General features: G+C 44.7%; 23 protein-coding genes and 1 riboswitch. Of the genes, 11 read left to right on the top strand and 12 right to left on the bottom strand.

The window, feature by feature from the left end:
• The first annotated feature begins 25 nt into the window (after positions 1 to 25).
• The 3 genes from M3191_RS12660 to M3191_RS12650 all read left to right on the top strand — a co-directional run bounded on the left by M3191_RS12660 (position 26) and on the right by M3191_RS12650 (position 2,870).
• The gene (locus M3191_RS12660; RefSeq protein WP_251700742.1) at positions 26 to 178 is read left to right on the top strand and encodes a Fur-regulated basic protein FbpA; all 153 of its coding nucleotides are present in this window, start codon (positions 26 to 28) and stop codon (positions 176 to 178) included.
• A gap of 27 nt (positions 179 to 205) precedes the next feature.
• Positions 206 to 1,648, top strand: coding sequence for an amidase family protein (locus M3191_RS12655; RefSeq protein ID WP_353056529.1), 1,443 nt, complete (start codon positions 206 to 208; stop codon positions 1,646 to 1,648).
• Between the two features lie 61 nt (positions 1,649 to 1,709).
• On the top strand, positions 1,710 to 2,870 hold the full coding sequence (locus M3191_RS12650; protein ID WP_251700741.1) for a DEAD/DEAH box helicase: 1,161 nt from the start codon (positions 1,710 to 1,712) through the stop codon (positions 2,868 to 2,870).
• 222 nt (positions 2,871 to 3,092) lie between these two features.
• Here the strand turns inward: M3191_RS12650 and map are convergent, their stop codons facing one another.
• The gene (map, locus tag M3191_RS12645; RefSeq protein ID WP_251700740.1) at positions 3,093 to 3,839 is read right to left on the bottom strand and encodes a type I methionyl aminopeptidase; all 747 of its coding nucleotides are present in this window, start codon (positions 3,837 to 3,839) and stop codon (positions 3,093 to 3,095) included.
• A gap of 763 nt (positions 3,840 to 4,602) precedes the next feature.
• Between map and M3191_RS12640 the strand changes: the two genes are divergently transcribed.
• Positions 4,603 to 4,929 carry an ASCH domain-containing protein gene (locus tag M3191_RS12640; RefSeq protein ID WP_251700739.1) on the top strand — a complete coding sequence of 109 codons (327 nt, stop codon included), beginning with the start codon at positions 4,603 to 4,605 and terminating at the stop codon, positions 4,927 to 4,929.
• 359 nt (positions 4,930 to 5,288) lie between these two features.
• Here M3191_RS12640 and M3191_RS12635 read toward each other — a convergent pair whose 3' ends face one another.
• Positions 5,289 to 5,630, bottom strand: a complete 342-nt coding sequence (locus M3191_RS12635; RefSeq protein ID WP_251700738.1) for a DUF4870 domain-containing protein — start codon at positions 5,628 to 5,630, stop codon at positions 5,289 to 5,291.
• Positions 5,631 to 5,722: 92 nt separating this feature from the next.
• A riboswitch (TPP riboswitch) is annotated at positions 5,723 to 5,822 on the top strand.
• A 188-nt stretch (positions 5,823 to 6,010) separates the two neighbouring features.
• On the opposite strand from M3191_RS12635, the gene thiT reads away from it, so the two are divergent.
• Complete coding sequence (gene thiT, locus M3191_RS12630; protein ID WP_251700737.1) at positions 6,011 to 6,568, top strand: energy-coupled thiamine transporter ThiT; 558 nt, start codon at positions 6,011 to 6,013, stop codon at positions 6,566 to 6,568.
• A 39-nt stretch (positions 6,569 to 6,607) separates the two neighbouring features.
• Here the strand turns inward: thiT and M3191_RS12625 are convergent, their stop codons facing one another.
• Positions 6,608 to 7,336 (bottom strand): tryptophan-rich sensory protein, encoded by a 729-nt coding sequence (locus M3191_RS12625; protein WP_251700736.1) that lies wholly within the window; start codon positions 7,334 to 7,336, stop codon positions 6,608 to 6,610.
• Positions 7,337 to 7,496: 160 nt separating this feature from the next.
• Between M3191_RS12625 and M3191_RS12620 the strand changes: the two genes are divergently transcribed.
• A complete protein-coding gene (locus M3191_RS12620; RefSeq protein ID WP_251700735.1) occupies positions 7,497 to 9,302 on the top strand; it encodes a M3 family oligoendopeptidase in 1,806 nt (601 codons plus the stop codon).
• A gap of 7 nt (positions 9,303 to 9,309) precedes the next feature.
• A complete protein-coding gene (locus tag M3191_RS12615; protein WP_251700734.1) occupies positions 9,310 to 9,855 on the top strand; it encodes a GNAT family N-acetyltransferase in 546 nt (181 codons plus the stop codon).
• 106 nt (positions 9,856 to 9,961) lie between these two features.
• Here M3191_RS12615 and M3191_RS12610 read toward each other — a convergent pair whose 3' ends face one another.
• From M3191_RS12610 to M3191_RS12600, 3 genes are all read right to left on the bottom strand, one after another.
• Positions 9,962 to 10,537 (bottom strand): beta-class carbonic anhydrase, encoded by a 576-nt coding sequence (locus M3191_RS12610; RefSeq protein ID WP_251700733.1) that lies wholly within the window; start codon positions 10,535 to 10,537, stop codon positions 9,962 to 9,964.
• A 129-nt stretch (positions 10,538 to 10,666) separates the two neighbouring features.
• Positions 10,667 to 10,804 carry a hypothetical protein gene (locus M3191_RS12605; protein WP_251696437.1) on the bottom strand — a complete coding sequence of 46 codons (138 nt, stop codon included), beginning with the start codon at positions 10,802 to 10,804 and terminating at the stop codon, positions 10,667 to 10,669.
• A gap of 104 nt (positions 10,805 to 10,908) precedes the next feature.
• On the bottom strand, positions 10,909 to 12,141 hold the full coding sequence (locus M3191_RS12600; protein WP_251700732.1) for an aminopeptidase: 1,233 nt from the start codon (positions 12,139 to 12,141) through the stop codon (positions 10,909 to 10,911).
• A 221-nt stretch (positions 12,142 to 12,362) separates the two neighbouring features.
• Between M3191_RS12600 and motA the strand changes: the two genes are divergently transcribed.
• Positions 12,363 to 13,178, top strand: coding sequence for a flagellar motor stator protein MotA (gene motA, locus M3191_RS12595; RefSeq protein ID WP_251700731.1), 816 nt, complete (start codon positions 12,363 to 12,365; stop codon positions 13,176 to 13,178).
• Entirely contained in the window at positions 13,162 to 13,923 is a 762-nt protein-coding gene (gene motB, locus M3191_RS12590; RefSeq protein ID WP_251700730.1) for a flagellar motor protein MotB, read from the top strand. The genes motA and motB overlap by 17 nt, the downstream gene beginning before the upstream one ends.
• Before the next feature lie 91 nt (positions 13,924 to 14,014).
• Here the strand turns inward: motB and M3191_RS12585 are convergent, their stop codons facing one another.
• Together M3191_RS12585 and M3191_RS12580 are read right to left on the bottom strand one after the other, a co-directional pair.
• Complete coding sequence (locus M3191_RS12585; RefSeq protein WP_251700729.1) at positions 14,015 to 14,236, bottom strand: DUF1128 domain-containing protein; 222 nt, start codon at positions 14,234 to 14,236, stop codon at positions 14,015 to 14,017.
• Between the two features lie 48 nt (positions 14,237 to 14,284).
• Complete coding sequence (locus tag M3191_RS12580; RefSeq protein WP_251700728.1) at positions 14,285 to 15,667, bottom strand: alanine/glycine:cation symporter family protein; 1,383 nt, start codon at positions 15,665 to 15,667, stop codon at positions 14,285 to 14,287.
• 259 nt (positions 15,668 to 15,926) lie between these two features.
• On the opposite strand from M3191_RS12580, the gene M3191_RS12575 reads away from it, so the two are divergent.
• Both M3191_RS12575 and M3191_RS12570 read left to right on the top strand, forming a co-directional pair.
• A complete protein-coding gene (locus tag M3191_RS12575) occupies positions 15,927 to 16,304 on the top strand; it encodes a YtxH domain-containing protein (protein WP_251700727.1) in 378 nt (125 codons plus the stop codon).
• A 23-nt stretch (positions 16,305 to 16,327) separates the two neighbouring features.
• A complete protein-coding gene (locus M3191_RS12570) occupies positions 16,328 to 17,314 on the top strand; it encodes a YihY/virulence factor BrkB family protein (RefSeq protein ID WP_353056528.1) in 987 nt (328 codons plus the stop codon).
• Positions 17,315 to 17,335: 21 nt separating this feature from the next.
• On the opposite strand, the gene M3191_RS12565 is transcribed toward M3191_RS12570, so the two are convergent.
• From M3191_RS12565 to M3191_RS12550, 4 genes are all read right to left on the bottom strand, one after another.
• Positions 17,336 to 19,240: a heavy metal translocating P-type ATPase gene (locus tag M3191_RS12565; protein WP_251700726.1), complete on the bottom strand. Its 1,905-nt coding sequence runs from the start codon at positions 19,238 to 19,240 to the stop codon at positions 17,336 to 17,338.
• Positions 19,241 to 19,462: 222 nt separating this feature from the next.
• Positions 19,463 to 21,001, bottom strand: a complete 1,539-nt coding sequence (locus M3191_RS12560) for a fumarate hydratase (RefSeq protein WP_285853352.1) — start codon at positions 20,999 to 21,001, stop codon at positions 19,463 to 19,465.
• A 20-nt stretch (positions 21,002 to 21,021) separates the two neighbouring features.
• A complete protein-coding gene (locus tag M3191_RS12555; RefSeq protein WP_251700725.1) occupies positions 21,022 to 21,198 on the bottom strand; it encodes an SE1561 family protein in 177 nt (58 codons plus the stop codon).
• A gap of 333 nt (positions 21,199 to 21,531) precedes the next feature.
• Entirely contained in the window at positions 21,532 to 21,915 is a 384-nt protein-coding gene (locus M3191_RS12550; protein ID WP_251700724.1) for an OsmC family protein, read from the bottom strand.
• Positions 21,916 to 21,918: the final 3 nt, after the last annotated feature.

Genomic DNA, 21,918 nt, shown 5'->3' with positions numbered 1-21,918 from the left:
TAACAATTTAGGAGGAATTAACACCATGAGAAAGCCAGAGAATCCCGTGATCGAGAACAAAAGGGATAAAATAATTGAAAGCCTTGTCAAGGAAGGCGTCTTTAAAATTAATGGAAAACAATTATATCAACTATCTTTATATGAGTTAATGAAACAGTATACAATGAAGGCAGAGTAAACTGACGTTGGGGGGATTTACTTGAAAGTGAAATTGGATGAAATGCGGCATGGATGGCTGGAAGAAGCGACTATCCAGCAAATGCAGGGAAGAATGGAGTCCGGTCATACTACATCAGAAGAATTGACCGTCATGTATATGGATATAATTTCAAAGAAAGACTTAAATATAAATGCCATATTGGAACTGAATCCTCAAGCTCTCCAAATTGCCAGGTCGCTTGATGAGGAACGGCGCAGAGGCGTAGTACGTTCACTGTTGCACGGCATCCCTGTGCTGTTGAAGGACAATATGGACACTGGAGACGGCATGCATACTAGCTGCGGATCATTGGCAATGAAAGACCATTATGCTGAAGAAGACGCATTTTTAGTGAAGAAACTCCGGGAAGCGGGCGCTGTCATTTTAGGCAAGACGAATATGACAGAATGGGCGAACTTCATGTCGGATAAAATGAGGAATGGATGGAGTTCTCGCGGTGGGCAAGTGAATAATCCGTATGGCCTTTTTGATGTGGGAGGATCGAGCTCCGGCGCAGCAGCTGCTGTGGCAGCCAATATGGCAGCAGTCTCCATCGGAACGGAAACAAGTGGATCTATCATCAATCCATCAGCGCAAAACGCGCTCGTCGGCATCAAACCAACTGTTGGATCTATCAGCAGAAGCGGCGTCATTCCGCTTTCATTCACCCAGGATACACCAGGACCAATGGCGCGGACTGTGGAAGACGCGGCTATCACATTCGGTTTACTTGTAGGGTACGATGAAGCCGATCCAGTGACGAAGGAAGCTGAACGTTTCAATGGAATCGATTGGCTTTCCTTGTGCGATACCGAAGCACTTAAGGGGAAAAGAATTGGAATTGCCCGATCGATTTTCGTCCGTGAGATTTCGGCGGAGAGGAAAGAGAAGTTCGAAGAAGCTCTCCGACGACTCGAATCATTAGGAGCAGAACTAGTCGATGATATCGACCTAGGGACTATGGAAGACGATCTGGGGTACGATGTCCTCCTGTATGAATTCAAAGCTGCATTGAATGGGTATCTTGGTAAAACGTCACCGACAAATCCGATTCGTACGTTATCCGATATTATCCAATTCAATAAGGAACATCCGGAAGAGACGTTGAAGTTCGGTCAAGTGATGCTTGAAAAAGTGGACCGGACGAGTGGAACTTTGACCGAGCCGGAGTATATTGAAGCATTGTTGCGAAACCGTCATTTGGCGGGGGAACTGGCTCTTGATAGGGCTTTCGACGAGCATAATATCGATGTTCTCGTGTTCCCGCAGGATCATGGTTGCAGTTTCAGTGCAGCGGCAGGGTATCCGGCTGTTACGGTCCCATCGTCCTTCACTAAAGAAGGCGAACCTTTTTGCATTACGCTATGCGGCAAGGCGTTTTCCGAACCGGATCTGATTGGCTATGCATACGCATTTGAACAGTCTGCGCGTGCAAGGAGAAAGCCCTGACTTGAAAGAAACTCGAATTCGGTCCATTATAAGATAAGGAATAGGGAAAGCAGGGATGAGAATGTCCTTCTTGGAAAAAATGGACGATACTATTAAGAATAAGTGGAAGTTTGAAAGGGAAACACCGATCCAATCGCAAATGATCCCGGAATTATTGAATGGCCGGGATGTCGTCGCGGAATCACCGACCGGAACCGGGAAGACGCTTGCGTATGTCTTGCCTATCCTCCAACAGGTGGACGGGAAGAAGATGCAGACACAAGCGTTGATCATGGCACCTTCCCAGGAGTTGTCGATGCAGATCGTCAATGTCATCCGCGAATGGGTGGAAGGTACGGATATTACCGTTACCCAACTGATCGGCGGGGCGAACATGCAACGGCAGATCGAACGTTTGAAAAAGAAGCCGACGATCGTTGTCGGAACTCCGGGACGTCTCGTCGAGCTTGTAAAAGCGAAGCGTTTGAAAATGCATGACATCCGTTACATCGTGCTGGATGAAGGCGATCAGCTATTAGCACGGGATCACCGTGTCATCGTGAAGGATTTGATTGAAGCAGCGAATCCGGAACGTCAAGTTGCTGTCGTTTCCGCCACAATCACGGACGAAATTGAACTCGTCGCGAAAAAATTGATGAATGATCCAATCCGTTTGCATGTCTCTGTCGAAGATATGCCGTTGTCAGGCAAAGTGGTCCATTCATTTGTGAAGACGGAAGCCCGGGATAAAACAAACCTTCTTCGGGGTCTAGCACACTTGCCCTCAATAAGGGCGCTTGCTTTTATGAATAATGTAGATCAGCTTCGAATGAAGGAAATGAAGCTGCAATATAATGAAGCACCGGTTGCGGTCCTCTACTCTTCAATGACGAAATTCGAAAGGCAGGACACATTGGAAAACTTCCGGAAAGGTGAAATCCGGATTTTAATAGCAACCGATCTAGCTGCCAGAGGATTGGATATACAAGGACTGACCCATGTCATCCACGTCGATGTCCCTCATACGGTGGAACAATACCTGCATCGTTCAGGACGGACAGGACGTGCAGGAGAGGACGGGGAAGTGCTTACATTGCTTTCATATCCTGAAGAACGGACGTACAGGAAGCTTTCAAAAGGATTCAAGCCTGTCCAAAAGGTCTGGTATAAAGGGAAGTTGACCGAAGGGAATTCGAAGACGGTAGGCAGTCAGAAAGAAGTAAATAAACCGAAGAAGAAATAAGGCAAGGGCTGTCCAGAAAGTTTGTTTTTACTGACTTTCTGGACAGCCCTATTTCGTCTGTGGGAGTGATTATTAGCCCGGATAAGTGATCATAAAACTTGGCGAGTGATCATAAATCCAGGTAAGTGATCATAAACCTCATCAAGTGAGCATATAGTTCAACCCCATGCAAAAGGGGCTGCCAGAAAGTCAATCCATCGACTTTCTGGACAGCCCCTTTTCTTATAACTGGGTAAGAATAATGGGTTCGTCTTTTGTGACAATAATTGTATGTTCAATTTGAGCGACGAGGGATTTATCCGGAGTGACGAAGGTCCATCCGTCTCCAAGTTCAATGATATGCTCGGCTTTTTCGGAGATGAACGGCTCGACCGCCAGCACCATGCCTTCTTTCATCAATGTTTTATCCCATGCGTCATAATAATTAAGAATATGCTGAGGTTCTTCGTGCAAAGATGTTCCGATTCCGTGCCCAGTCAAGTTCTTTATGACTTTCAGGCCGTTATCCTTCGCTTCCCGCTCGACTGCCTTCCCGATCTGGTTCAAACTAGAACCTGCTCTCACTTTTGTCATAGCACGGTCAAAAGCTTGTTTTGCCACGTCGCAAAGCAGTTGCTTCTTTTCATCGGATGCACCGACGACGAATGAAATGCCGGTATCGGCAAAGTATCCGCCAAATGACGCGGACACATCGATATTAACAAGGTCGCCGTCTTGAATCACACGTGAACCCGGAATGCCGTGGGCAACTTCATGATTGACACTGATGCATGTATAGCCCGGGAACTCATATTGGTCAATCGGTGCGGATACAGCTCCGCGCTCAGCAAGAAGTCGTCCTCCGAGTTCATCAATCTCTTTTGTCGTAACACCAGGAACAGTCGCCGCTTTCATCGCTTCCCGCACCTCTGCGACGATGCGACCGATCTTTTTCAAAGCTTCGATCTCTTCGTTGTTCTTTACAATCATGATTTACAGGTCCCTTCTTTGAAACGTAATTTACCATCTGATTATAACATAATTATTCGCTCGTAAATAAACGTATGCCTATCCTAGTTGGTTTTCAGTTTTTATTAAATCAGTTCCGGCTGAGGATAACTTTAAAGTGGCTGAAAGTAATGCTGGACCAGATAGGTAATGTTTACTTAGCTAACGAGGCCGTAAATCCATTAAAGGATTTATGTCCTTTTTTGTTGAATACTTAAAATAACGTATCAGGTTAGTTTACGTAGAAGATTTTTTTTGATTGCGTTGAATATGTTGATATAAGTAAGTTGTTGCACGGAAAGGGTACCTTAATTCAAATATGGGGATAGGGGGTGGTTTAATTGTACAATGACTTTTACAGTAATTTTAGTTCGATTATTGTTGCTTTATTATGTTTGTGGATAGTTTTACTTTTATTTCAAAGAATGGCTTTCCGTTTAAATAATAGTTGGAAGAAAGATATCACTGTTACATTTATCCAAAGTGTATTTATAATAATCTTACTTCCAATACTAGCCTATTTCATTAGCTCCTGATTAAAAAGTTATTGCATTAACAACCGCTGCTTTACAAGAAGACTGGTGGGCTTCTTCCGTGGCTCTTTTTTCTTGTTCAACTATAGGTTCTTTTTTATGTGTATGAAATGGATCTCAATAGTGAAATAGACAGCGAAATACAAAATGCGGTTAATGGATTAGGTTATTAATTGAAGTGCAAAATAGGGGTGAATAAAAGAGTGCATAAAATGGGATTGTACGGAGAGTATTTTAATGCAATTAGAGAAGGGAAAAAGACGGTAGAGGTCCGTTTAAACGATGAGAGGCGAAGGGGAATTAAAGTTGGTGATAGTATCGAATTTATAAAGGTGCCTGAAGGAAATGAAACATTGAAGGTACAAGTTACGGATTTAAGAAAATACGATACATTTGAACAAATGTATGAAGATATTCCGTTTCGAGATTTTGATTGTGAAGGTTGGTCAATGAGAGATATGGTAGAAGGAACCTATGAAATATATACTCCAGAACAGGAAAAACAATGGGGAACATTGGCTATTACTATAAAGTATTAACCTGAAATATTTAACGCACGGTCGCGTTCGAATAAAAATTGACCCTAAATATGTCCTTTTTCAATATTAATCAATAATGATTCTTAACAGAGCCTGCAATAAGAATTACCTTTTCATGTCTTTACTGTTGCCTTGCAGCTGAAAATTTAAGGATACTCCAATTGATTGGAGTGGAGATCGGCGACTCCAGCGGGAACAGCGCGAGCTGAAGACCCCGCAACGAAGTGAAGCGTAGTGAGGAGGCTGAAGCCGTGCCCGCGGAAAGCGTCCGATCGGAACGGAAAGCAATGGTATTTGTAGCAGGCTAGAGCATTGACAATCCATCCACATTGATTTAGCTCATATTCCTTTCATCCCTATCATTTCAATACTTTAACGCCGTGGTAGACATTCCAGATGACGACGATTAAAAACAGCAGTCCATAGATGAGCATGAACAGGAAAGGGGCCAGTCCCCAAAAGTCGAATTGCCCCGTCAACATTGTGTGCATTCTCGATTCGTAGGAAATCATCGAAAACGTAAACAGGACGAAGCCGGCAATGAGAAGCACAACTGGTATAAGGTGCGAGATTAGCGAACGTTTCGCATGCCCTTTCACATCATGGTCATCAGTGACAAAAAAGACGATTGCAGGCAGCAGAAGCGGTGAAAAGAAGATGCTGAAATAACAGAGAGCTGATAATAGTTTATTATTGGTCATGGGCTTACCTCCCTCAATTTCTAATAAGTAGTTTACAATTCATCTTGCTTATAAGTACTGTAACATATACAATGGATACGACAATTGAATTACATGACCACAAGGGGTGCCTAACGGCTGAGATTGGACATTCGTCCTGACCCTTCGAACCTGTAAGTTCATGCTTGCGTAGGGATGTGGATGGAAACTGACAATGATCGATGTCTCGGTTCTATCCGGGAGGTCGTTTTTTTGTTGCAAAAAATTTTTGAAGCTGTTTACTAACCGTAGCCATGTTCGGCATAATTCAAACGTGCAGGCTAGTAGTGATGCCTTGTCAAGGCAGACAAACCGATTTTTTCATTCCGTATCCCTTCGACTAAAAAAAGGGGGAATTACAATTGGATCGCAAAAGACTTCAATTAATGTTGGAGGTTGCCATTCTAGGAGCTTTATCGTTTGTATTGGATAACTTGACGCTATTTAAAATGCCTCAAGGCGGGTCCGTCACCTTATCAATGTTGCCGATCATCTTGATGGCATATCGATGGGGAGTTTCTGGCGGTTTATTGACCGGATTGATATCGGGTCTCCTGCAAGCTGTGATAGGGGGCTATATCATCCACCCCGTGCAAGGCGCTTTAGATTATTTTGTCGCATACACGGTTGTTGGATTGGCGGCGTCCACACTCAGATGGCTTATTAATAGCAAAGCGGCTGGACGCAAAGGCTCGATGGCTGCATCAATAATTGTCGGGACGGTGTTGGGCGGCCTTCTTCGGTACTTGGCCCACTTTATTGGCGGTATGGTGTTTTTCGCTGAATATGCCGGAGACCAGCCGGCTTGGTTGTACTCCTTGGTATACAATGGATCCTATATGATTCCATCCATCATATTGTGTGCAATCGTAGCGGTTGTTCTTTTCACATCCGCGCCTAGACTTATTCAAAGAACATAAAAATAGCAGGGGCATGTGTCATCATGCTCCTGCTATTTTTTAATGCGTACGTCTGCTTGAAAACAGGAAGATGCATGCGATGATGACGGCGGATAAAAAGATGGCTGCTGCGGATATGAACAGCTCCTCCGTACCATTCTTGACGGCAATCCCGATAAACGCCCAAACAAATACAAGATTCATCACATAATCCTTGTAGTGGTACATAAAATGTAAAGCAAACGCCGTGGAAATCGTTAAAAAGATAACGGCCCATAAAGGATCACTTAACCCGAACCCAGTCCAACCATGGATCATTAGAAAATAACTGATATTCGAGACAGTTGTAATGAAGATCCATCCAGTTAGCAGACTGAATGGCACTCTGCCTAGCATTCGATTATCCATTTTTGGGAAAGTAACATATAGAGTGAGCAGCACAATAAGCAAAACTATTTTCGTAATGACCGTTCCAGTGAAAAATCCGAAGTGCCAAAGGGAAATCCAAGCAATATGCAAAAGGCAACTTACTACGAAAAGGAAAGTGACGCGGTTTCGATGTGCGGAGCTCATCTTGTGGAAAGTCTTTTTGAAATTGAAAATCCAGAAAAAGATCATGATATAGAGCAACCAACAGATGATCAATACATAGTTTGCCGGTAAGAATAACAACGGAAGCCGACTTGTGATTTCGCCTGTTGTGTTTCCATTCAATGAGTAGAAGCTTGCGGTTATATTTAATAGTATGACTGTGCATAGTGACAGGGTCATTAGAAGTATTCTTGACATAGTACATCCTCCCTCTGAACAGTATACATAGGAATAGGGAACTGTGCGAAGGAAAGTATGAAGTTTCCGTCACAAATCCATTATTTCGAATCTCGAAGATTCATGGTATAATAAAAATATGTTTTAATTACAATTTTCCGAATGATTAGGGGGACTTTCATTGACTACGACAAAAACATATTCACAAGTTTGGGATTTAGAAGTATTTTTCAAGGGCGGCAGCGGTTCGGAGGAGCTTCGTACTCACCTAGATGAAGTGAAAAATCAGATTAGTGAACTGGAAAACCTTGCAGCTGCCACACGAACACCTACAACTGTGGAAAATGCGGATCAAATTCTTCATGTAATTGATGAAATCAAAAACACTTCGAAAAATCTAAGGGAAGCGGGAGCAGTCATCGGATGTTTCATCGCCGCGAATACGAAAGATAAAAAAGCGCTTCTTCTACAGGCTGAAGTTGCCTCGCTGGGAGCGCGATTCCAGACTGCCATTTTGAAGATCAAACAAGCTGTTGCTAAGACCGAGGATAATGTTTGGAAAGACTTGTTGGCGACAGAGCAACTTGTCCAATTCAATTTTATTCTACAAGAATGGCGCGAAGAAGTTCAAATGAAACTGTCCGAGGAGGAAGAAAGCCTTATCACTGCGTTAAGTGTCGATGGCTACCAAGGATGGGGTCAATTATACGATCAGCTTGTAGGGGACATTACAATTGAAATGACAGTTGACGGAGAAGAGAAGAAACTTTCCGTTGGCCAGGCGAATAATTTAAGTTCCCATGCAAATGTCGCAGTACGCAAGGAAGCGTTCGAAAAACTCGAAGAGGCGTGGGGCGCGAAAGAGGATTTCTTTGCCTCAACATTGAACCACCTTGCTGGATTCCGCTTGGCTGTCTATAAGAAGCGCGGCTGGGAGTCCGTTCTGAAAGAGCCTCTCATGCGGAATCGGATGAGCCAAGAGACGCTCGACGCAATGTGGGGGGCTATCAGTGCCAATAAAGCCCCATTTGTAGAATATCTGAAGCGGAAAGCCGAACTATTAGGAAATGAAAATATGAATTGGTATGATTTAGATGCACCCGTCACTTCATCCACGAAGGAAATGCCGTTCCAGGAAGGCGCTGAATTCATCTTGGAGCACTTCGGCAAATTCGGTCCGGAACTGGAGTCATTTTCGAGGAAAGCATTTGAAGATAGCTGGATCGAAGCTGAAGACCGTGCGGATAAACGTCCGGGAGGATTCTGTACGGGCATGCCGGTTTCAGAACAATCCCGCATCTTCATGACGTATAGCGGCTCCATGTCCAATGTGGCAACGTTGGCGCATGAACTGGGTCATGCGTTCCATTCGTACGCATTGCGACCAGTCCATTATATGAATCGGCAATACGCAATGGGCGTTGCAGAAACGGCTTCCACTTTCGCTGAAATGATTGTCGCGGACGCTTCCGTCAAGTCGGCGGAAACGGAAGAGGAGAAACTTGCATTGCTTGAGGATAAAGTTCAGCGCAGTGTGGCATTCTTCATGAATATCCATGCACGCTTCCTGTTCGAGACGCGTTTTTACGAGGAAAGGAAAAATGGAGTAGTTCCTGCTGCGAGATTGAATGAGTTGATGGCAGAAGCGCAAAAAGAAGCATATGGAGGAGCTCTTGATACAGTTCATCCGCACTTCTGGGCTTCGAAGCTGCACTTTTATATTACAGGGACACCATTCTATAACTTCCCGTATACATTCGGATACCTGTTCTCATTGAGCATTTATGCCGAAGCCATTGAAGAAGGGGAATCGTTTGAACAGAAATATATAGCTCTACTGCGCGACACGGCCATCATGTCTGTCGAGGATCTTGCGATGAAGCATCTCGGGGAAGATATAACAAAAGAGGAATTCTGGGCAAAAGGTGTGGCGTTATGTGTGAAAGACGTAGAAGAATTTTTAAAAATAGCTGCCGAAGAAAGGTGAAGACGCATTGATTCTGCTTGAAGGGCGAACTTGTTATTTACGTATATTGACAGAAGACGATGCTGCTATATTCACCCAGCTGCTCAAAGCGAATCGGGACTATTGGACGGTCTTTGAGCCTCGTCATGAATCGAGCTACTATACGGTTTCTGTCCAGCGGGATAAGATAAGGGAATCCATTTATCAAATGAGAGATCGGCGCGAATATAACTTTGGAATATTTGACGCCGAAACAAGCAGGTTGATCGGTCATATATCGTTATACAGTATTAAAAGGCTGCCGTTTTCAAGTGGCTTCGTTGGTTATTCAATCGACGAACGGGAAACGGGGAGAGGTCTTGCGACAGAAGCGGTGAGAATCGTTACAGAATTCGCATTCGAAACAGTTTCACTGCATCGGGTGGAGGCATTTGTCTCTCCCCGTAATGCCGGTTCCGTCAGAGTGCTGGAGAATGCCGGTTTTATCCGTGAAGGATTGCTGAGAAAACTTTTGTACATTAACGGTTGTTGGGAAGATCATTATATGTATGCCTGCTTGGCGGACGACTATTGAAAGGGTAAGGCCGCCTGGCGGAAACTAAGAGCACAATTAAAAAGCCGATTCTTCCCTTGAAGAATCGGTTTTTGTCTATTTCCCGGGTAATAAGTAATTCCACGTGTCAGTTTTCGTCGATTGCATCGTATCCGTCGACGATGATATCCAATAGACCTGTGTCGGGGTGGGCGACGAGGCCGTGCACAGCCACTTTGCGGTCCATAAGTGGGTGATTCCGCACTTGGTCCACACTTCTTTTTACGCTTTCAGTGACATCATTGAAGCCGCGCAGCCATTCTTTCATATTGATGCCTGAGTATTGTAACGTTTTAAACAGATTTTTGTCTACTCCACGATCAACCATCTTGCCGATGATCTGTTTGGTGTCGATTGAGCTCATTCCACAGTCGTGATGCCCGATAATATAAACTTCATCGGCCTGCAATTCATATAAGGCGATTATGATGCTCCTCATGATCCCGCCAAAAGGATGAGTGACGATAGCGCCGGCGCTTTTGATGATCTTCGCATCGCCGTTCCGTAGGTTCATCGCTTTTGGGAGAAGTTCTGTCAGCCTTGTGTCCATACAAGTCAAGATGACAATTTTCTTATCGGGGAATTTTGTAGTGGCGTACTCTTCATATTTCTTTTCGTTTACAAATTCTTTATTGTACGCAATGATTTCAGACAATAGTGTCATGATGAGGCCCCTCCATTTTTCAATTGGGATTTAAAGAGCTGAAACATCTCTTTTTAAGATACATTCAAACTATAGTAAGTAGTGTACAGAAAAAGAAAAGAGCTGCCAAGTGGCAACTCTTTGATTTATTTATTTTACTTCCGGTTTTGGATCAATTATTTCTGCATCGGCAGAATTGAGAGCCTTCCCGAGAAAATGCATTGTGAAAAATGCTGCTATACCAAGTACAATTGTGTAACCGATAACTGTAGTAAACATCAAGCCCATGATGAGACCCCTCCCTACAATAAATGTTAGTGTACATTCATTATACTACATTCCTGGAATAATTAAAGAGCAGATTCAATTCTATTACTAAATTGTGTCCGAAGTCAGAATGCCCAGTTTCCACTGCGGAAGATAGGTTCGATTGTTCCGTCCGCCAACTCTCCATCAATATCCATTTCCTCCGAGCCGATCATGAAGTCGACATGTGTGATGCTTTGGTTCAATCCATGTTCTTCCAACTCTTCCGTCGACATCGTTTTACCGCCTTCCAGACAGAAGGAATAGGCACTGCCGATTGCAAGATGATTCGATGCATTTTCATCGAACAATGTATTGTAGAAGAGAAGTCCGGACTCGGAAATTGGCGACGCATGCGGAACAAGTGCGACTTCTCCGAGATGCTTGGCCCCTTCATCTGTATCGATCAGATGTTGGAGGACTTCCTCACCTTGAACCGCGCTCACTTCTGTAATCCGTCCGTCCTTGAAAGTGATTGTAAAATCATCGATGATATTGCCGCCGTAGCTGAGCGGCTTCGTGTTTTTGACGTATCCGTTCACGCCTGTCTTATGTGGGACTGTAAATACTTCCTCAGTTGGCATATTGGCCATGAATGCATTACCATCGACATTCACACTACCGCCGCCAATCCAGAGATGCCCTTTTGGCAATTCAATCGTTAATTCAGTGCCAGGTGCCTTGTAATGAAGTTTGGCATATGCTTTTTCAGTCAGATAATCGGCTTTTTCTATCAGAGTACGATCAAGTTCCTTCCAAGCGCCTACTGGATCTTCCTGATCTGCCCGAACCGCTTTGAAGATGGCTTCCCAGAGTGCGGGGACTTGTTCGGATTCATCCAGCTCCGGAAAGACTTTTGCAGCCCATGCCTTTGAAGGAGCCGCGACGACTGACCAGCTGAAGCGATCGGCCATCATCATTTTCCGGTAATTGCTGAGCGCTTTTCCGCTTGCTTTTTGGACGTCTGCTATGCGGGAAGGGTCCACTCCTTTTAGCAAGTCAGGACTTTGAGACACGATGCTTACGAAAGCTGCACCGCCTTCCGCCAGTTTTTCGCGCTCCATCACTTTCCATTCCGGGAAATCCGAGAATGATTCGGCAGGCGCCTTGTTATAGCGAATTTTAATCAGTTCCTCATCGGCCCAATCGACGATGACGTGTCTTGCGCCGGCTGTATAAGCCTTGTCAACCACCATTCTGACAAGTGGGGCAGTTTCAATGGAAGCGCTGATGAAGAGCGTCTGGTCCTTTTGGATATTCGCCCCGACTTCCACAATCAGTTTTGCATAATTCTCCAACTTCTTTTCAAATGTCGACAACTAAACAACCTCCTTGGTCCGTATGTATTCATAGTACTCTAGTGTCAGAAAACAGGCAAAGGGAAAAATTCGAAAATCCATAGTAATCTATACTGCCGGAATATGTGTACTATAGGTGACAATTCAATTTGAGGCCATATTTATTATTCAAGATTACTAAAGAAAGAAGGGAATATGTCGAAATAAGAAGAAGTAGACTGATAGGACATGGAGGTACTGATATGGATTTATCAACGATTGTTGGACTTATCCTCGGAGTAGTGGCGCTTTTTGTCGGTATGGCGATGAAAGGCGTTACACCGGATAGTCTGTTAAATATAGCCGCAATCCTCATAATTATTGTAGGGACTGCGGCAGCAGTAGTCATCGCATTCCCGATGAAGGAGATCAAACGGGTTCCTAAGCTGTTCGGCATTATTTTTAAAGAACAGCAGTTGACGGCGGATTCGGATTTAATCAAGATGTTTTCGGGTTGGGCGGATGTCGCAAGGCGTGAAGGCTTATTATCTTTGGAAGCCAAGTCAGATGAAATTATTGACCCATTTCTGAAAAATGGGCTTGGATTGGCAATCGATGGACAAAATGCCGATTACATCCGTGATGTACTTACTGAAGAGGTGGAAGCCATGGAGGATCGGCATTCGGCAGGTGCACTCATTTTTTCACAAGCAGGTACTTATGCGCCGACACTTGGTGTGTTGGGAGCTGTTGTCGGATTAATAGCCGCATTGAAGAACATGAATGACATCGATGCACTCGGACATGCCATTTCCGCGGCATTCATCGCGACGTTGCTCGGGATTTTCACAGGTTATGTACTTTGGCATCCTTTCGCCAATAAATTGCAACGGAAATCGAAAGAGGAAGTGCGCCAGAAGATGATGATGATCGAGGGCATTCTGTCAGTCCTCGAGGGTGAAGCTCCACGGGTGATTGAACAGAAACTGGCGTCTTACTTGTCAATGGAAGAACGTCGGAAGCTCGCAGCTAAAAATACGAGTGACAAGGGGGCGGAACAGGTTGTCGAGGAGACGTAAGAGGAAGAACAAGGACGAAGGGCATATGGATGAATCTTGGCTTTTGCCTTATGCGGACCTTCTCACGTTGCTATTAGCATTGTTTATCGTCCTGTTCGCTTCGAGTTCATTGGATGAAGCCAAATTCAGTCAGCTATCATCCGTGTTCAACCAGATTTTTGACGGGGGAACGGGTGTAATGGATAGTAGTGCTCCGACCCCGGTTTCGATCCCGAAAGACAGTATAGGGGAGAAGAATGAAAACTCTTCCTACTTGGAGGACCAGCAATCTCTCGAGGAAATCCAAGATAAACTTGATGAGTATATTGCGGTTCAAGAGCTTGAAAACCAATTCCAAACGAAATTGACGGAAGAAGGGCTGCTGATCACGATCAGGGACAGCATCCTGTTCGAGTCAGGAAAAGCGACGATAAAGCCACAATATGCAACTTTATCAAAAGATATCGCCAATCTGCTGGTATTTGATAAGCCCCGTCAAATTGTCATTACAGGGCACACAGATGATATTCCAATCAACAGCGCGGAATTCCCTTCGAACTGGGAGCTTAGCATGATGCGGGCGATCAATTTCCTGAAGACGATTGTCAACAATGACAAATTGGATCCGCAGCTATTCAGCGTGAAGGGGTATGGTGAAAATAAACCCGTCGCTTCAAATGACACTGTCGAAGGAAGAAGCAAGAACAGACGGGTTGAAGTTCTTATCCAACCTCTAGTTTTAAAAGATGGGACATCAGTTGAATAATTAATGCATATACGGGTGAAAGATATCTTTCGCCTGTTTTTTAAATGAAAAAGCCGGTATGCCAGGTTTCCCCTGTCATACCGGCTTTTCATCATTTGCGTAATGAGCCAAGTTCGGCTGCAATGGCTTGCATTTCATTCGGAGTGATCGTGTCCCTTTTCATGACCATCTCGTACATGTAAACCAAGTCCTCATACTGGGAAGTGCTGAAGTTTTCAGCTTTCATTGCATCCACATTGACCATACGAAGTTTCTCTTTGATCTTTTCAATCATATACGTTACGTTTTCAGCTGTTGGTTGAGATAGATCCATAATGTAGTCCGCCCTTCATTAGCATCGGATTTAATCATTACATTAATCTTACTTGCTGTCAACCGATGCTGGTTTCCCCATTTTTTCAGCTTCTTTCTCTTCAATGATCTTCGCTTTGAATCGTTTTGTCTCCATGATGATGATGCCAGACAATCCAAGAAGACCGATCAAGTTAGGAATCGCCATTAAACCGTTCAATACGTCTGCAAGAAGCCAAACGATGTCAAGGGATACAAGAGATCCGACAATGATGAACGCTACAAAGGCAATACGGTAGCCCAATACTGCTCCGTTTGTAGGGAAAAGGTATTGGAAGCATTTTTCTCCATAGTAGCCCCATCCAAGTATAGTGGACGTTGCAAAGAAGACGATGCCGATTGCGACGATGATCGGACCAGCATCCCCAAGGAATGTTCCGAATGCCTGGGCAGTCAAGGCACCGGCGTCAATCGATTTGTCTTGCCATTGACCCGACATGACGATTGTGACCCCAGTAATTGAACAGATGACTAGTGTATCAAAGAAAACTTGTGTCATGGAAATGAGTGCTTGGCGTCCAGGCATATCCGTTCTTGCAGCAGCAGCCGCAATCGGTGCTGAACCGAGCCCAGCTTCATTCGAGAAGAGTCCGCGGGCAACCCCGAAACGGATAGCAGCCCCAATTGCGCCGCCTGCAGCAGCCTCTCCTGTAAATGCATACTTGAAAATCGTAGCAAATGCTTCAGGAACTAGATTAATATTCATGACCATAATAATCGCACCAGCGATGAAGTAGAAAAGTGCCATTATCGGGACGAAGAATGCAGTAACTCGTCCGATTGATTTGATTCCTCCAAGGATGACGAGGCCCCCGAAGATTAATAGGGCAATCCCAGTAACCAAATGCGGAACATTGAAAGTGCTATTCATGACATCCGCAACTGCTTTCGATTGTGTACCATTCCCAATACCGAAAGCAGCTAGCGCTCCAAAGATTGCGAATGCGACACCGAGCCATTTTTTCTTCAGACCGTGTTCCAAATAGTACATCGGTCCGCCGGCCATTTCACCTTTGGAATCCTTTACCCGGTATTTGACCGCAAGGATGGCTTCCCCGTATTTTGTAGCCATTCCGAAGAAACCTGCGAGCCACATCCAGAAGACGGCTCCCGGACCGCCCATGTATACCGCTGTCGCGACACCGACGATGTTACCTACACCGACTGTGGCGGCCATCGCAGTCATCAACGCCTGGAACTGGGAAATATCACCCTCAGCTTTTTTATCATGTTTGCGGGAAAATACTTGTTTCAGTGAATATGGCAATAAACGAACTTGGATAAATCCGAGTCTTACAGTTAAAAAGATACCCGTTCCCACAAGTAGGACAAGCAGCGGCGGTCCCCAAATAAATCCACTCGCCTTATCCAGAAAGCCTGTGATTGCTTCCATCATACTACCCCCTGTTTTGTTTGTCTTTTTGACTCTGAATTACTATTCAAACGAAAACATTCACCTCGTCTATCGACTCCCTCCCGTAATCACTACCTAATGCATTAGACTATTAAGAATATTGGTAGTGTTATGGTTAATATGCCTTAACTGCTTCCCATTAGTCAAGACTTTTTTGTGGATTCGGAGAGATTGTTTGTTTTTTCGTCCCAAGGGTATAATGATATATGCAAATTAGAATGATATTGGAGGGTATTACGTGGGAAACAGCAAATTTGGAAGATTTATCTTGTTGGGCGCCTTAGTAGGCGGAGCTGTAAGCTTGTTCGATAGAAGCACCCGTTACCAAGTGAAGAGAAAATCAAGTGCGATGATCGAGCAAGTAGGATATTATTCAAAGAATCCGGATGTACTGAAAGATAAGCTGCAACAACAGAAAGAAAAGTACTTATCAATATACGAACAATTTTCAGGTGATGCTGCATATATTAAAAATCAAGTCGAAGAGCTAAAAACGCTGACCCCGCAAGTGAAAGATCTGGTTGTCGGCACGAAAGACGCCTTTGTTGATTCCAAAGAGGAATACAAAGAGATTGTGAACGAGTCGAAAGAAGGTATGGAAGCAAAAAAGATATAAGCCCCGGAAGGAGTGAGTCGCATGTGAAGCATACAGACCGGTTACCTCCGAAAAAAGTAACATACCCATCCGAAGAGGACAAGAGCGGATTCATGGCGAATTCCAGTGTCATGAAATTCCTGGATGACGTGAAGGATGGAGATTTGGAAAAATTCGATGTTACGACGTCGAAGGGATTTTGGAAGGAGCTCCTCGTGAGAATCAAGCTGGTGGATATCACCGGATTAGGTTCTCAGTTGGCCTTCTTTTTCCTGTTGTCCCTTTTTCCTCTATTAATCTTCTTGATCACACTATTGCCATTCTTGAGCATCGATGAATCACAGGTGTACCTGTTCATAAAGGACTATGCGCCTGATAGTGTTTATACACTAATCCATAATACGCTCGAGGAGATACTGAAAAACCGGAATGGGGGACTCTTATCAATCGGGGCCTTGGCAACGATATGGTCGGCATCCAAAGGAATGAATGCTCTCACTAAGGCAATGAACCGGTCTTATCATGTTGAAGAAACAAGATCGTTCTTTGTTGCAAGAGCAATGTCCGTCGTATTCACGGTCGCTTTAATCGCCGTATTGATTGTAGCCCTATTGTTATCGGTATTCGGTCAACAGATCGGAACTCTGGCATTCTCCTATTTTGGAAATGAGGAAGGCTTCCTGAGATTTTGGGGTAGCTTGCGATGGGTCATACCTCCAATTCTGATCTTCCTTGTATTTTCTGCACTTTACTGGGTCGTTCCGAATTTGAAAATCCGATTGAAAAGTGCGATGCCTGGCGCGTTTTTTGCAACAGCGGGTTGGATATTGACTTCTCTGGCATTTTCCTTTTACGTTGGGAACTTCGCAAATTACTCAAAGACGTATGGAAGTATCGGAGGAATTATCGTCCTCATGATGTGGCTCTATTTTTCCGCAATCATCTTAATGCTTGGTGGACAATTGAACGCGGTCATGACGGAACGGAAGCAGGCAAAAATAGCGAAAGAAAAAAGCAATGCAGTCGGCTGACATGCATTGCTTTTTTCGTCATTATTCAACTCTATTCAACATCCGCAATCCATTCAAAATGACGAGAATCGTGCTTCCTTCATGGCCGATGACGCCTAACGGCAGATCTACGACTTGCATGAAATTGGAGACGATCAAAATAGCGATGACTGCGACGGAAAAGAAAACATTCTGTTTCACGATCCGGTTCAACTTTTTAGAAACCTTCACCGCGTAGGAAATGCGTGCCAGATCGTTTTGCATGAGGACAACATCTGCCGTTTCCAATGCAACGTCGGTGCCTTCACCCATCGCTATGCCTGACGTGGCTGTCGCTAATGCGGGAGCGTCATTGATGCCGTCTCCTACCATTCCGACTTCTCCGTGTTCCTTCAGAAGCCTCTTCAGTTCCTCCACTTTCGTTTCGGGCAGGCATTCCGCCACGTATCGGTCCAATCCTGCTTCATTGGCAATCGTTCTCGCAGTCTTTTCGTTGTCACCTGTCAACATGATCGACTGGATTCCTAGTTGTTTCAAATCCTTGATCGCACCGAATGCTTCAGGTCGCAGCGTATCTTTCAGTGCGATGACAGCGAGGATCCCTTCCGCATCTTTCATGGAAACGACTGTCTTGCCTTCATTTGAAAGGTTATGGACGATTCCGTCATGAAATTCATCAATCAAATTTGTCCCGACAAATTTCGGATTGCCGACGAGAATTTCACCGGAATTACTGAATGCACGTATTCCATATCCAGGAACGTCCTCGATCTGTGGGCTTTCCCTCCAGGTAATTCCTCGCTCCTCGGCATATTTTACGATCGCGACTGCGAGTGGGTGATTCGATTGTGCCTCTATGCTTGAAAGAAGGGCGAGAGCATTGTCGGAATCCGCGTTTTCACGAATGATGAAATCGGTCACGACCGGCTTCCCGGCAGTCAATGTACCGGTTTTGTCGAAGGCGATTGCTTTTAATGACCCAAGATGCTCCAAATGGATGCCTCCTTTAAACAGGACACCTCTCTTTGCACCGTTTGAAACGGCAGCCAACGTTGCAGGCATGATTGATGCAACGAGCGCGCAAGGGGAGGCGACGACCAACAGGACAATGGCGCGGTAAAATGTCGTCGTCCAATCCCAGTCGAATAGATAATGCGGTAAAAACATCATTACGATAACCGTGAAAATGACGACTTTCACGTATGTGCCTTCAAATTTTTCGATGAATTGCTGGGATGGCGACTTTTCACTTTGTGCGTTTTGGACAAGCGTGATGATTTTTTGGAACAACGTTTCCGAACTTGGCTTCGTCATTTCGACTTGAATGGCTCCGCTTATATTGACAGTGCCTGCGAATAATTCGTCATCCTTTGCTTTTGTGACAGGTACCGATTCGCCATTGATGGCGGACATATCGACGGAAGTCGTACCGTGGATGATAACGCCATCGACCGGAATCCGCTCTCCCGGTTTTACAAGGATACGTGAGCCGACAGAAAGGGAAGCGGTAGCCACACTTACTGTTGATCCGTCATCCTGGATGAGCAACGCTACTTCAGGCTGCAGTTCCATTAAAGCCGAGATTTCCTTATGGCTTTTATTTAACGTATACGTCTCTAAGGCTCCGCTAATTGCAAAGATAAAAATCAGGATGGCTCCTTCAGCCCAATAACCGATAACGGCGGAGCCGATTGCTGCGAATACCATCAGCATCTCTACATTCAATTGCTTATCTGCAATCGTTTCCTCAATACCTTCTTTCGCTTTTGCGAAGCCGCCAATCAGGAAGGCAATAATATATAAGGATATGGAAAGCGTGGGTGATCCGTCTTTTCCAATCAGCCAAGCAGCCAAAATCAAAACTCCTGAAATAATTGCTGCAACGAGCTCCAAATGAGCGGTCCAATGAGCCGGGCTTCGCATTGAGTCATTCGCTTGTGTTGTCATTTACTAACCTCCCATTGAGAATGAGTTTCATCTTCATTAATTTGCTTTAAGTTAAAAGTTTAGTATTGGCAGAGCAATATCAGTTTCTTTAAATGAATTGATAATCATTATGACATTGTAATAATTATAATTAGTAGTATAGCATGTTCAGAGGAAATGTGAAACTTATAACTCCACACAAAAAAACGGCACACCAGTATCGATGTGCCGCTTGAAAGCGAATTAGCTGAAAACCTTTTCTTTGAATTGGGATAGTTTTTCAAGCGATGATTGATCTACGTCTGCGTGCAGGCTGTTTCCGTGTGAATCCATCGTGACGACGGCTGTAAAGTCCTCAACACGCAAATGCCACATCGCTTCTGGAATGCCGAATTGGAGAAGATCAACGCCTTCGACCGCTTTAATGCAGTCTGCATAATATTGTGCAGCTCCGCCGATTGCGTTCAAATACACACCGCCATGTTCCTCCAGAGCGGCAAGTGTTTTTGGTCCCATTCCGCCTTTTCCAATTACGGCGCGGATTCCGAATTTCTTCATGATGTCGCCTTGGTATGGCTCTTCGCGAATCGATGTCGTCGGTCCCGCCGCTACGATTTCGTATCCGCCATCCTCATTTTTCAACACGACCGGACCGCAATGGTAGATGACCTGGCCATCTAGGTCTACTGGTGCGTCATTCTCCGATAGATGCTTATGGATTGCATCACGTCCCGTATACATGCGGCCGCTGATTTTAACGACGTCACCGACTTTCAGGTCACGGATCTGCTCTTCGCTAATTGGGGCAGTCAGTTCGACAACACGGGACGACTGCTTCACTTCGGTTTGTCCTTCCTCTTGTTCGAATGAAAGCTTTTCACCTTCATTATAATGCCAATTTGTAACGGAGCCTGTTGCCGGGTCGAGATCTACAGCCATCCGGCGGTAAGCCCAGCAATTGTATGCAACGGAAACATAGAAGCTAGCCGGGATGCGGTGCATGACACCGATTTTACATCCTAGTAATGTCGCCTCGCCGCCGAAGCCCATTGTGCCGATGCCGAGTTTATTTGCAGACTCCAGTATATAAGCTTCCAATTTGGCGAGCTCTGCGTTAGGATTCACATCATCCACCGCACGGAATAGCTGATCTTTCGCAAGCTCATAACCCGATGTCCGGTCGCCACCGATGCCGACGCCGATGAAGCCTGCGGAACAGCCTTGACCTTGCGCTTGATAAACGGAGTGGAGGATGCATTTGCGGATCCCGTCAAGATCTCGGCCCGCACGGCCTAAACCAACCAATTCCGTCGGCAGGCTATATTGGATATTTTTATTCTCACAGCCGCCGCCTTTAAGAATCAATTTCACTTCAATATGATCATTTTCCCATTGCTCGAATTTAATGACTGGAAGGCCGTCGCCGAGATTATCGCCACTGTTCTCACCAGTTAAAGAATCAACGGCATTCGGTCTGAGCTTGCCATCTGTCGTTGCTTGAACGAGCGCTTTTTTGATGGCTGCCGTAATCTCCAATTGATTGACTCCAATTGGGGTTTTGATTTTGAATGTCGGCAATCCTGTGTCTTGGCAAATTGGAGAGAGTTTATCATCTGCCATATTGATATTCTTCGCTATTGTATCGAGGCTCATTGCAGCCCGAGTGCCTGCGTCTTCTTGTTCTCTGGCCGCTTTTACTGCACGACGGACATCCTTCGGCAGATTTGTGGACGTTTCGCAAATAAGGTCATACATACTTTTCTCAAGCTGTTCTATGTACATTCCCATTTCCCCCTAGAGCATCATTGATCTTTTTTTAGTTTATTCATCTGGTTTTCCAGTTCATCGACCAAACCGATAAGCTGATCGATATCATCGAGGTCTGTTGTTTCGGGTTCAATCGATTCAAGCTTCTCCAAAAATTGATGGAGACGATTTTTCAACTCGTTTACATGACTGCTGCTTTGCTTGTTGTCCAAGAAGTACACCTCTTTTCGTCATTGTAATCGTATACGAATTACAGGTTTTTTTCAATGAAGCAGAAGGCTGTGGATATAAAATGATAATTCTGCTAAACAAAATCTTTACAATAGAAAATTAACATGCTATACTACAAGTAATCAATTGGAAAAGGAGGCCGTAGTGTAGAGACGAATCGAATCCTTACGAAAAGGAGGGGATCCGTGAACGTTTGACGGCCCTAGCCGATAAACGCCTACGAATTATATGCAAAATGAAAGTGAAGGTTCATTTCATACGTAAAGGCCCAGCCGTATTCTGATATCAGATATGGACTGGGCCTTATTCATTTATTACAAGAATTCATATGTCTCGACAACTTCGATTGAATCGATGATCGATTGGAGCATTGAACAGTTCTTCGCTGTCAATTGCATGATCTTCTCCATCTGTTCGTCTTTAATCGTTTCCCTTTCAATGAGGAAATGAAGATGAATCTTCTCCACACGGTTTGCGAACTCCTCATTCCGGACAACTTCTTTTACCTCAATACTGATATTTTTTGCTGGCATTCTTTTTCTTTCAAGGATTTTACGTAGAACGCCTCCGCTGCATACTGCAATGGATGAAACTAAAAGCTGGTAGGGACGGAATCCATATTCGTCATTGGCGGAAATTTGCAGTTTGCCGAAAGATGTTTCCGTTTCAAAACCGTTCTCAGTCATTTCGAATTTCATTCA

The sequence above is a fragment of the Sporosarcina luteola genome (assembly GCF_023715535.1).
In the GTDB taxonomy this organism is placed as follows: domain Bacteria; phylum Bacillota; class Bacilli; order Bacillales_A; family Planococcaceae; genus Sporosarcina; species Sporosarcina luteola_B.
This window is presented reverse-complemented; position numbering and strand designations above follow the sequence as displayed.

Bases quoted from the DNA above. Each gene is read 5' to 3' on its own strand.
- M3191_RS12660 (WP_251700742.1), top strand. From the start codon at position 26: ATGAGAAAGCCAGAGAATCCCGTGATCGAGAACAAAAGGGATAAAATA.
- M3191_RS12650 (WP_251700741.1), top strand. From the start codon at position 1,710: ATGTCCTTCTTGGAAAAAATGGACGATACTATTAAGAATAAGTGGAAG.
- map (WP_251700740.1), bottom strand. From the start codon at position 3,839: ATGATTGTAAAGAACAACGAAGAGATCGAAGCTTTGAAAAAGATCGGT.
- M3191_RS12640 (WP_251700739.1), top strand. From the start codon at position 4,603: ATGGGATTGTACGGAGAGTATTTTAATGCAATTAGAGAAGGGAAAAAG.
- M3191_RS12635 (WP_251700738.1), bottom strand. From the start codon at position 5,630: ATGACCAATAATAAACTATTATCAGCTCTCTGTTATTTCAGCATCTTC.
- M3191_RS12625 (WP_251700736.1), bottom strand. From the start codon at position 7,336: ATGTCAAGAATACTTCTAATGACCCTGTCACTATGCACAGTCATACTA.
- M3191_RS12610 (WP_251700733.1), bottom strand. From the start codon at position 10,537: ATGACACTATTGTCTGAAATCATTGCGTACAATAAAGAATTTGTAAAC.
- M3191_RS12605 (WP_251696437.1), bottom strand. From the start codon at position 10,804: ATGGGCTTGATGTTTACTACAGTTATCGGTTACACAATTGTACTTGGT.
- motA (WP_251700731.1), top strand. From the start codon at position 12,363: ATGGATTTATCAACGATTGTTGGACTTATCCTCGGAGTAGTGGCGCTT.
- M3191_RS12585 (WP_251700729.1), bottom strand. From the start codon at position 14,236: ATGGATCTATCTCAACCAACAGCTGAAAACGTAACGTATATGATTGAA.
- M3191_RS12580 (WP_251700728.1), bottom strand. From the start codon at position 15,667: ATGGAAGCAATCACAGGCTTTCTGGATAAGGCGAGTGGATTTATTTGG.
- M3191_RS12565 (WP_251700726.1), bottom strand. From the start codon at position 19,240: ATGACAACACAAGCGAATGACTCAATGCGAAGCCCGGCTCATTGGACC.
- M3191_RS12560 (WP_285853352.1), bottom strand. From the start codon at position 21,001: ATGTACATAGAACAGCTTGAGAAAAGTATGTATGACCTTATTTGCGAA.
- M3191_RS12550 (WP_251700724.1), bottom strand. From the start codon at position 21,915: ATGAAATTCGAAATGACTGAGAACGGTTTTGAAACGGAAACATCTTTC.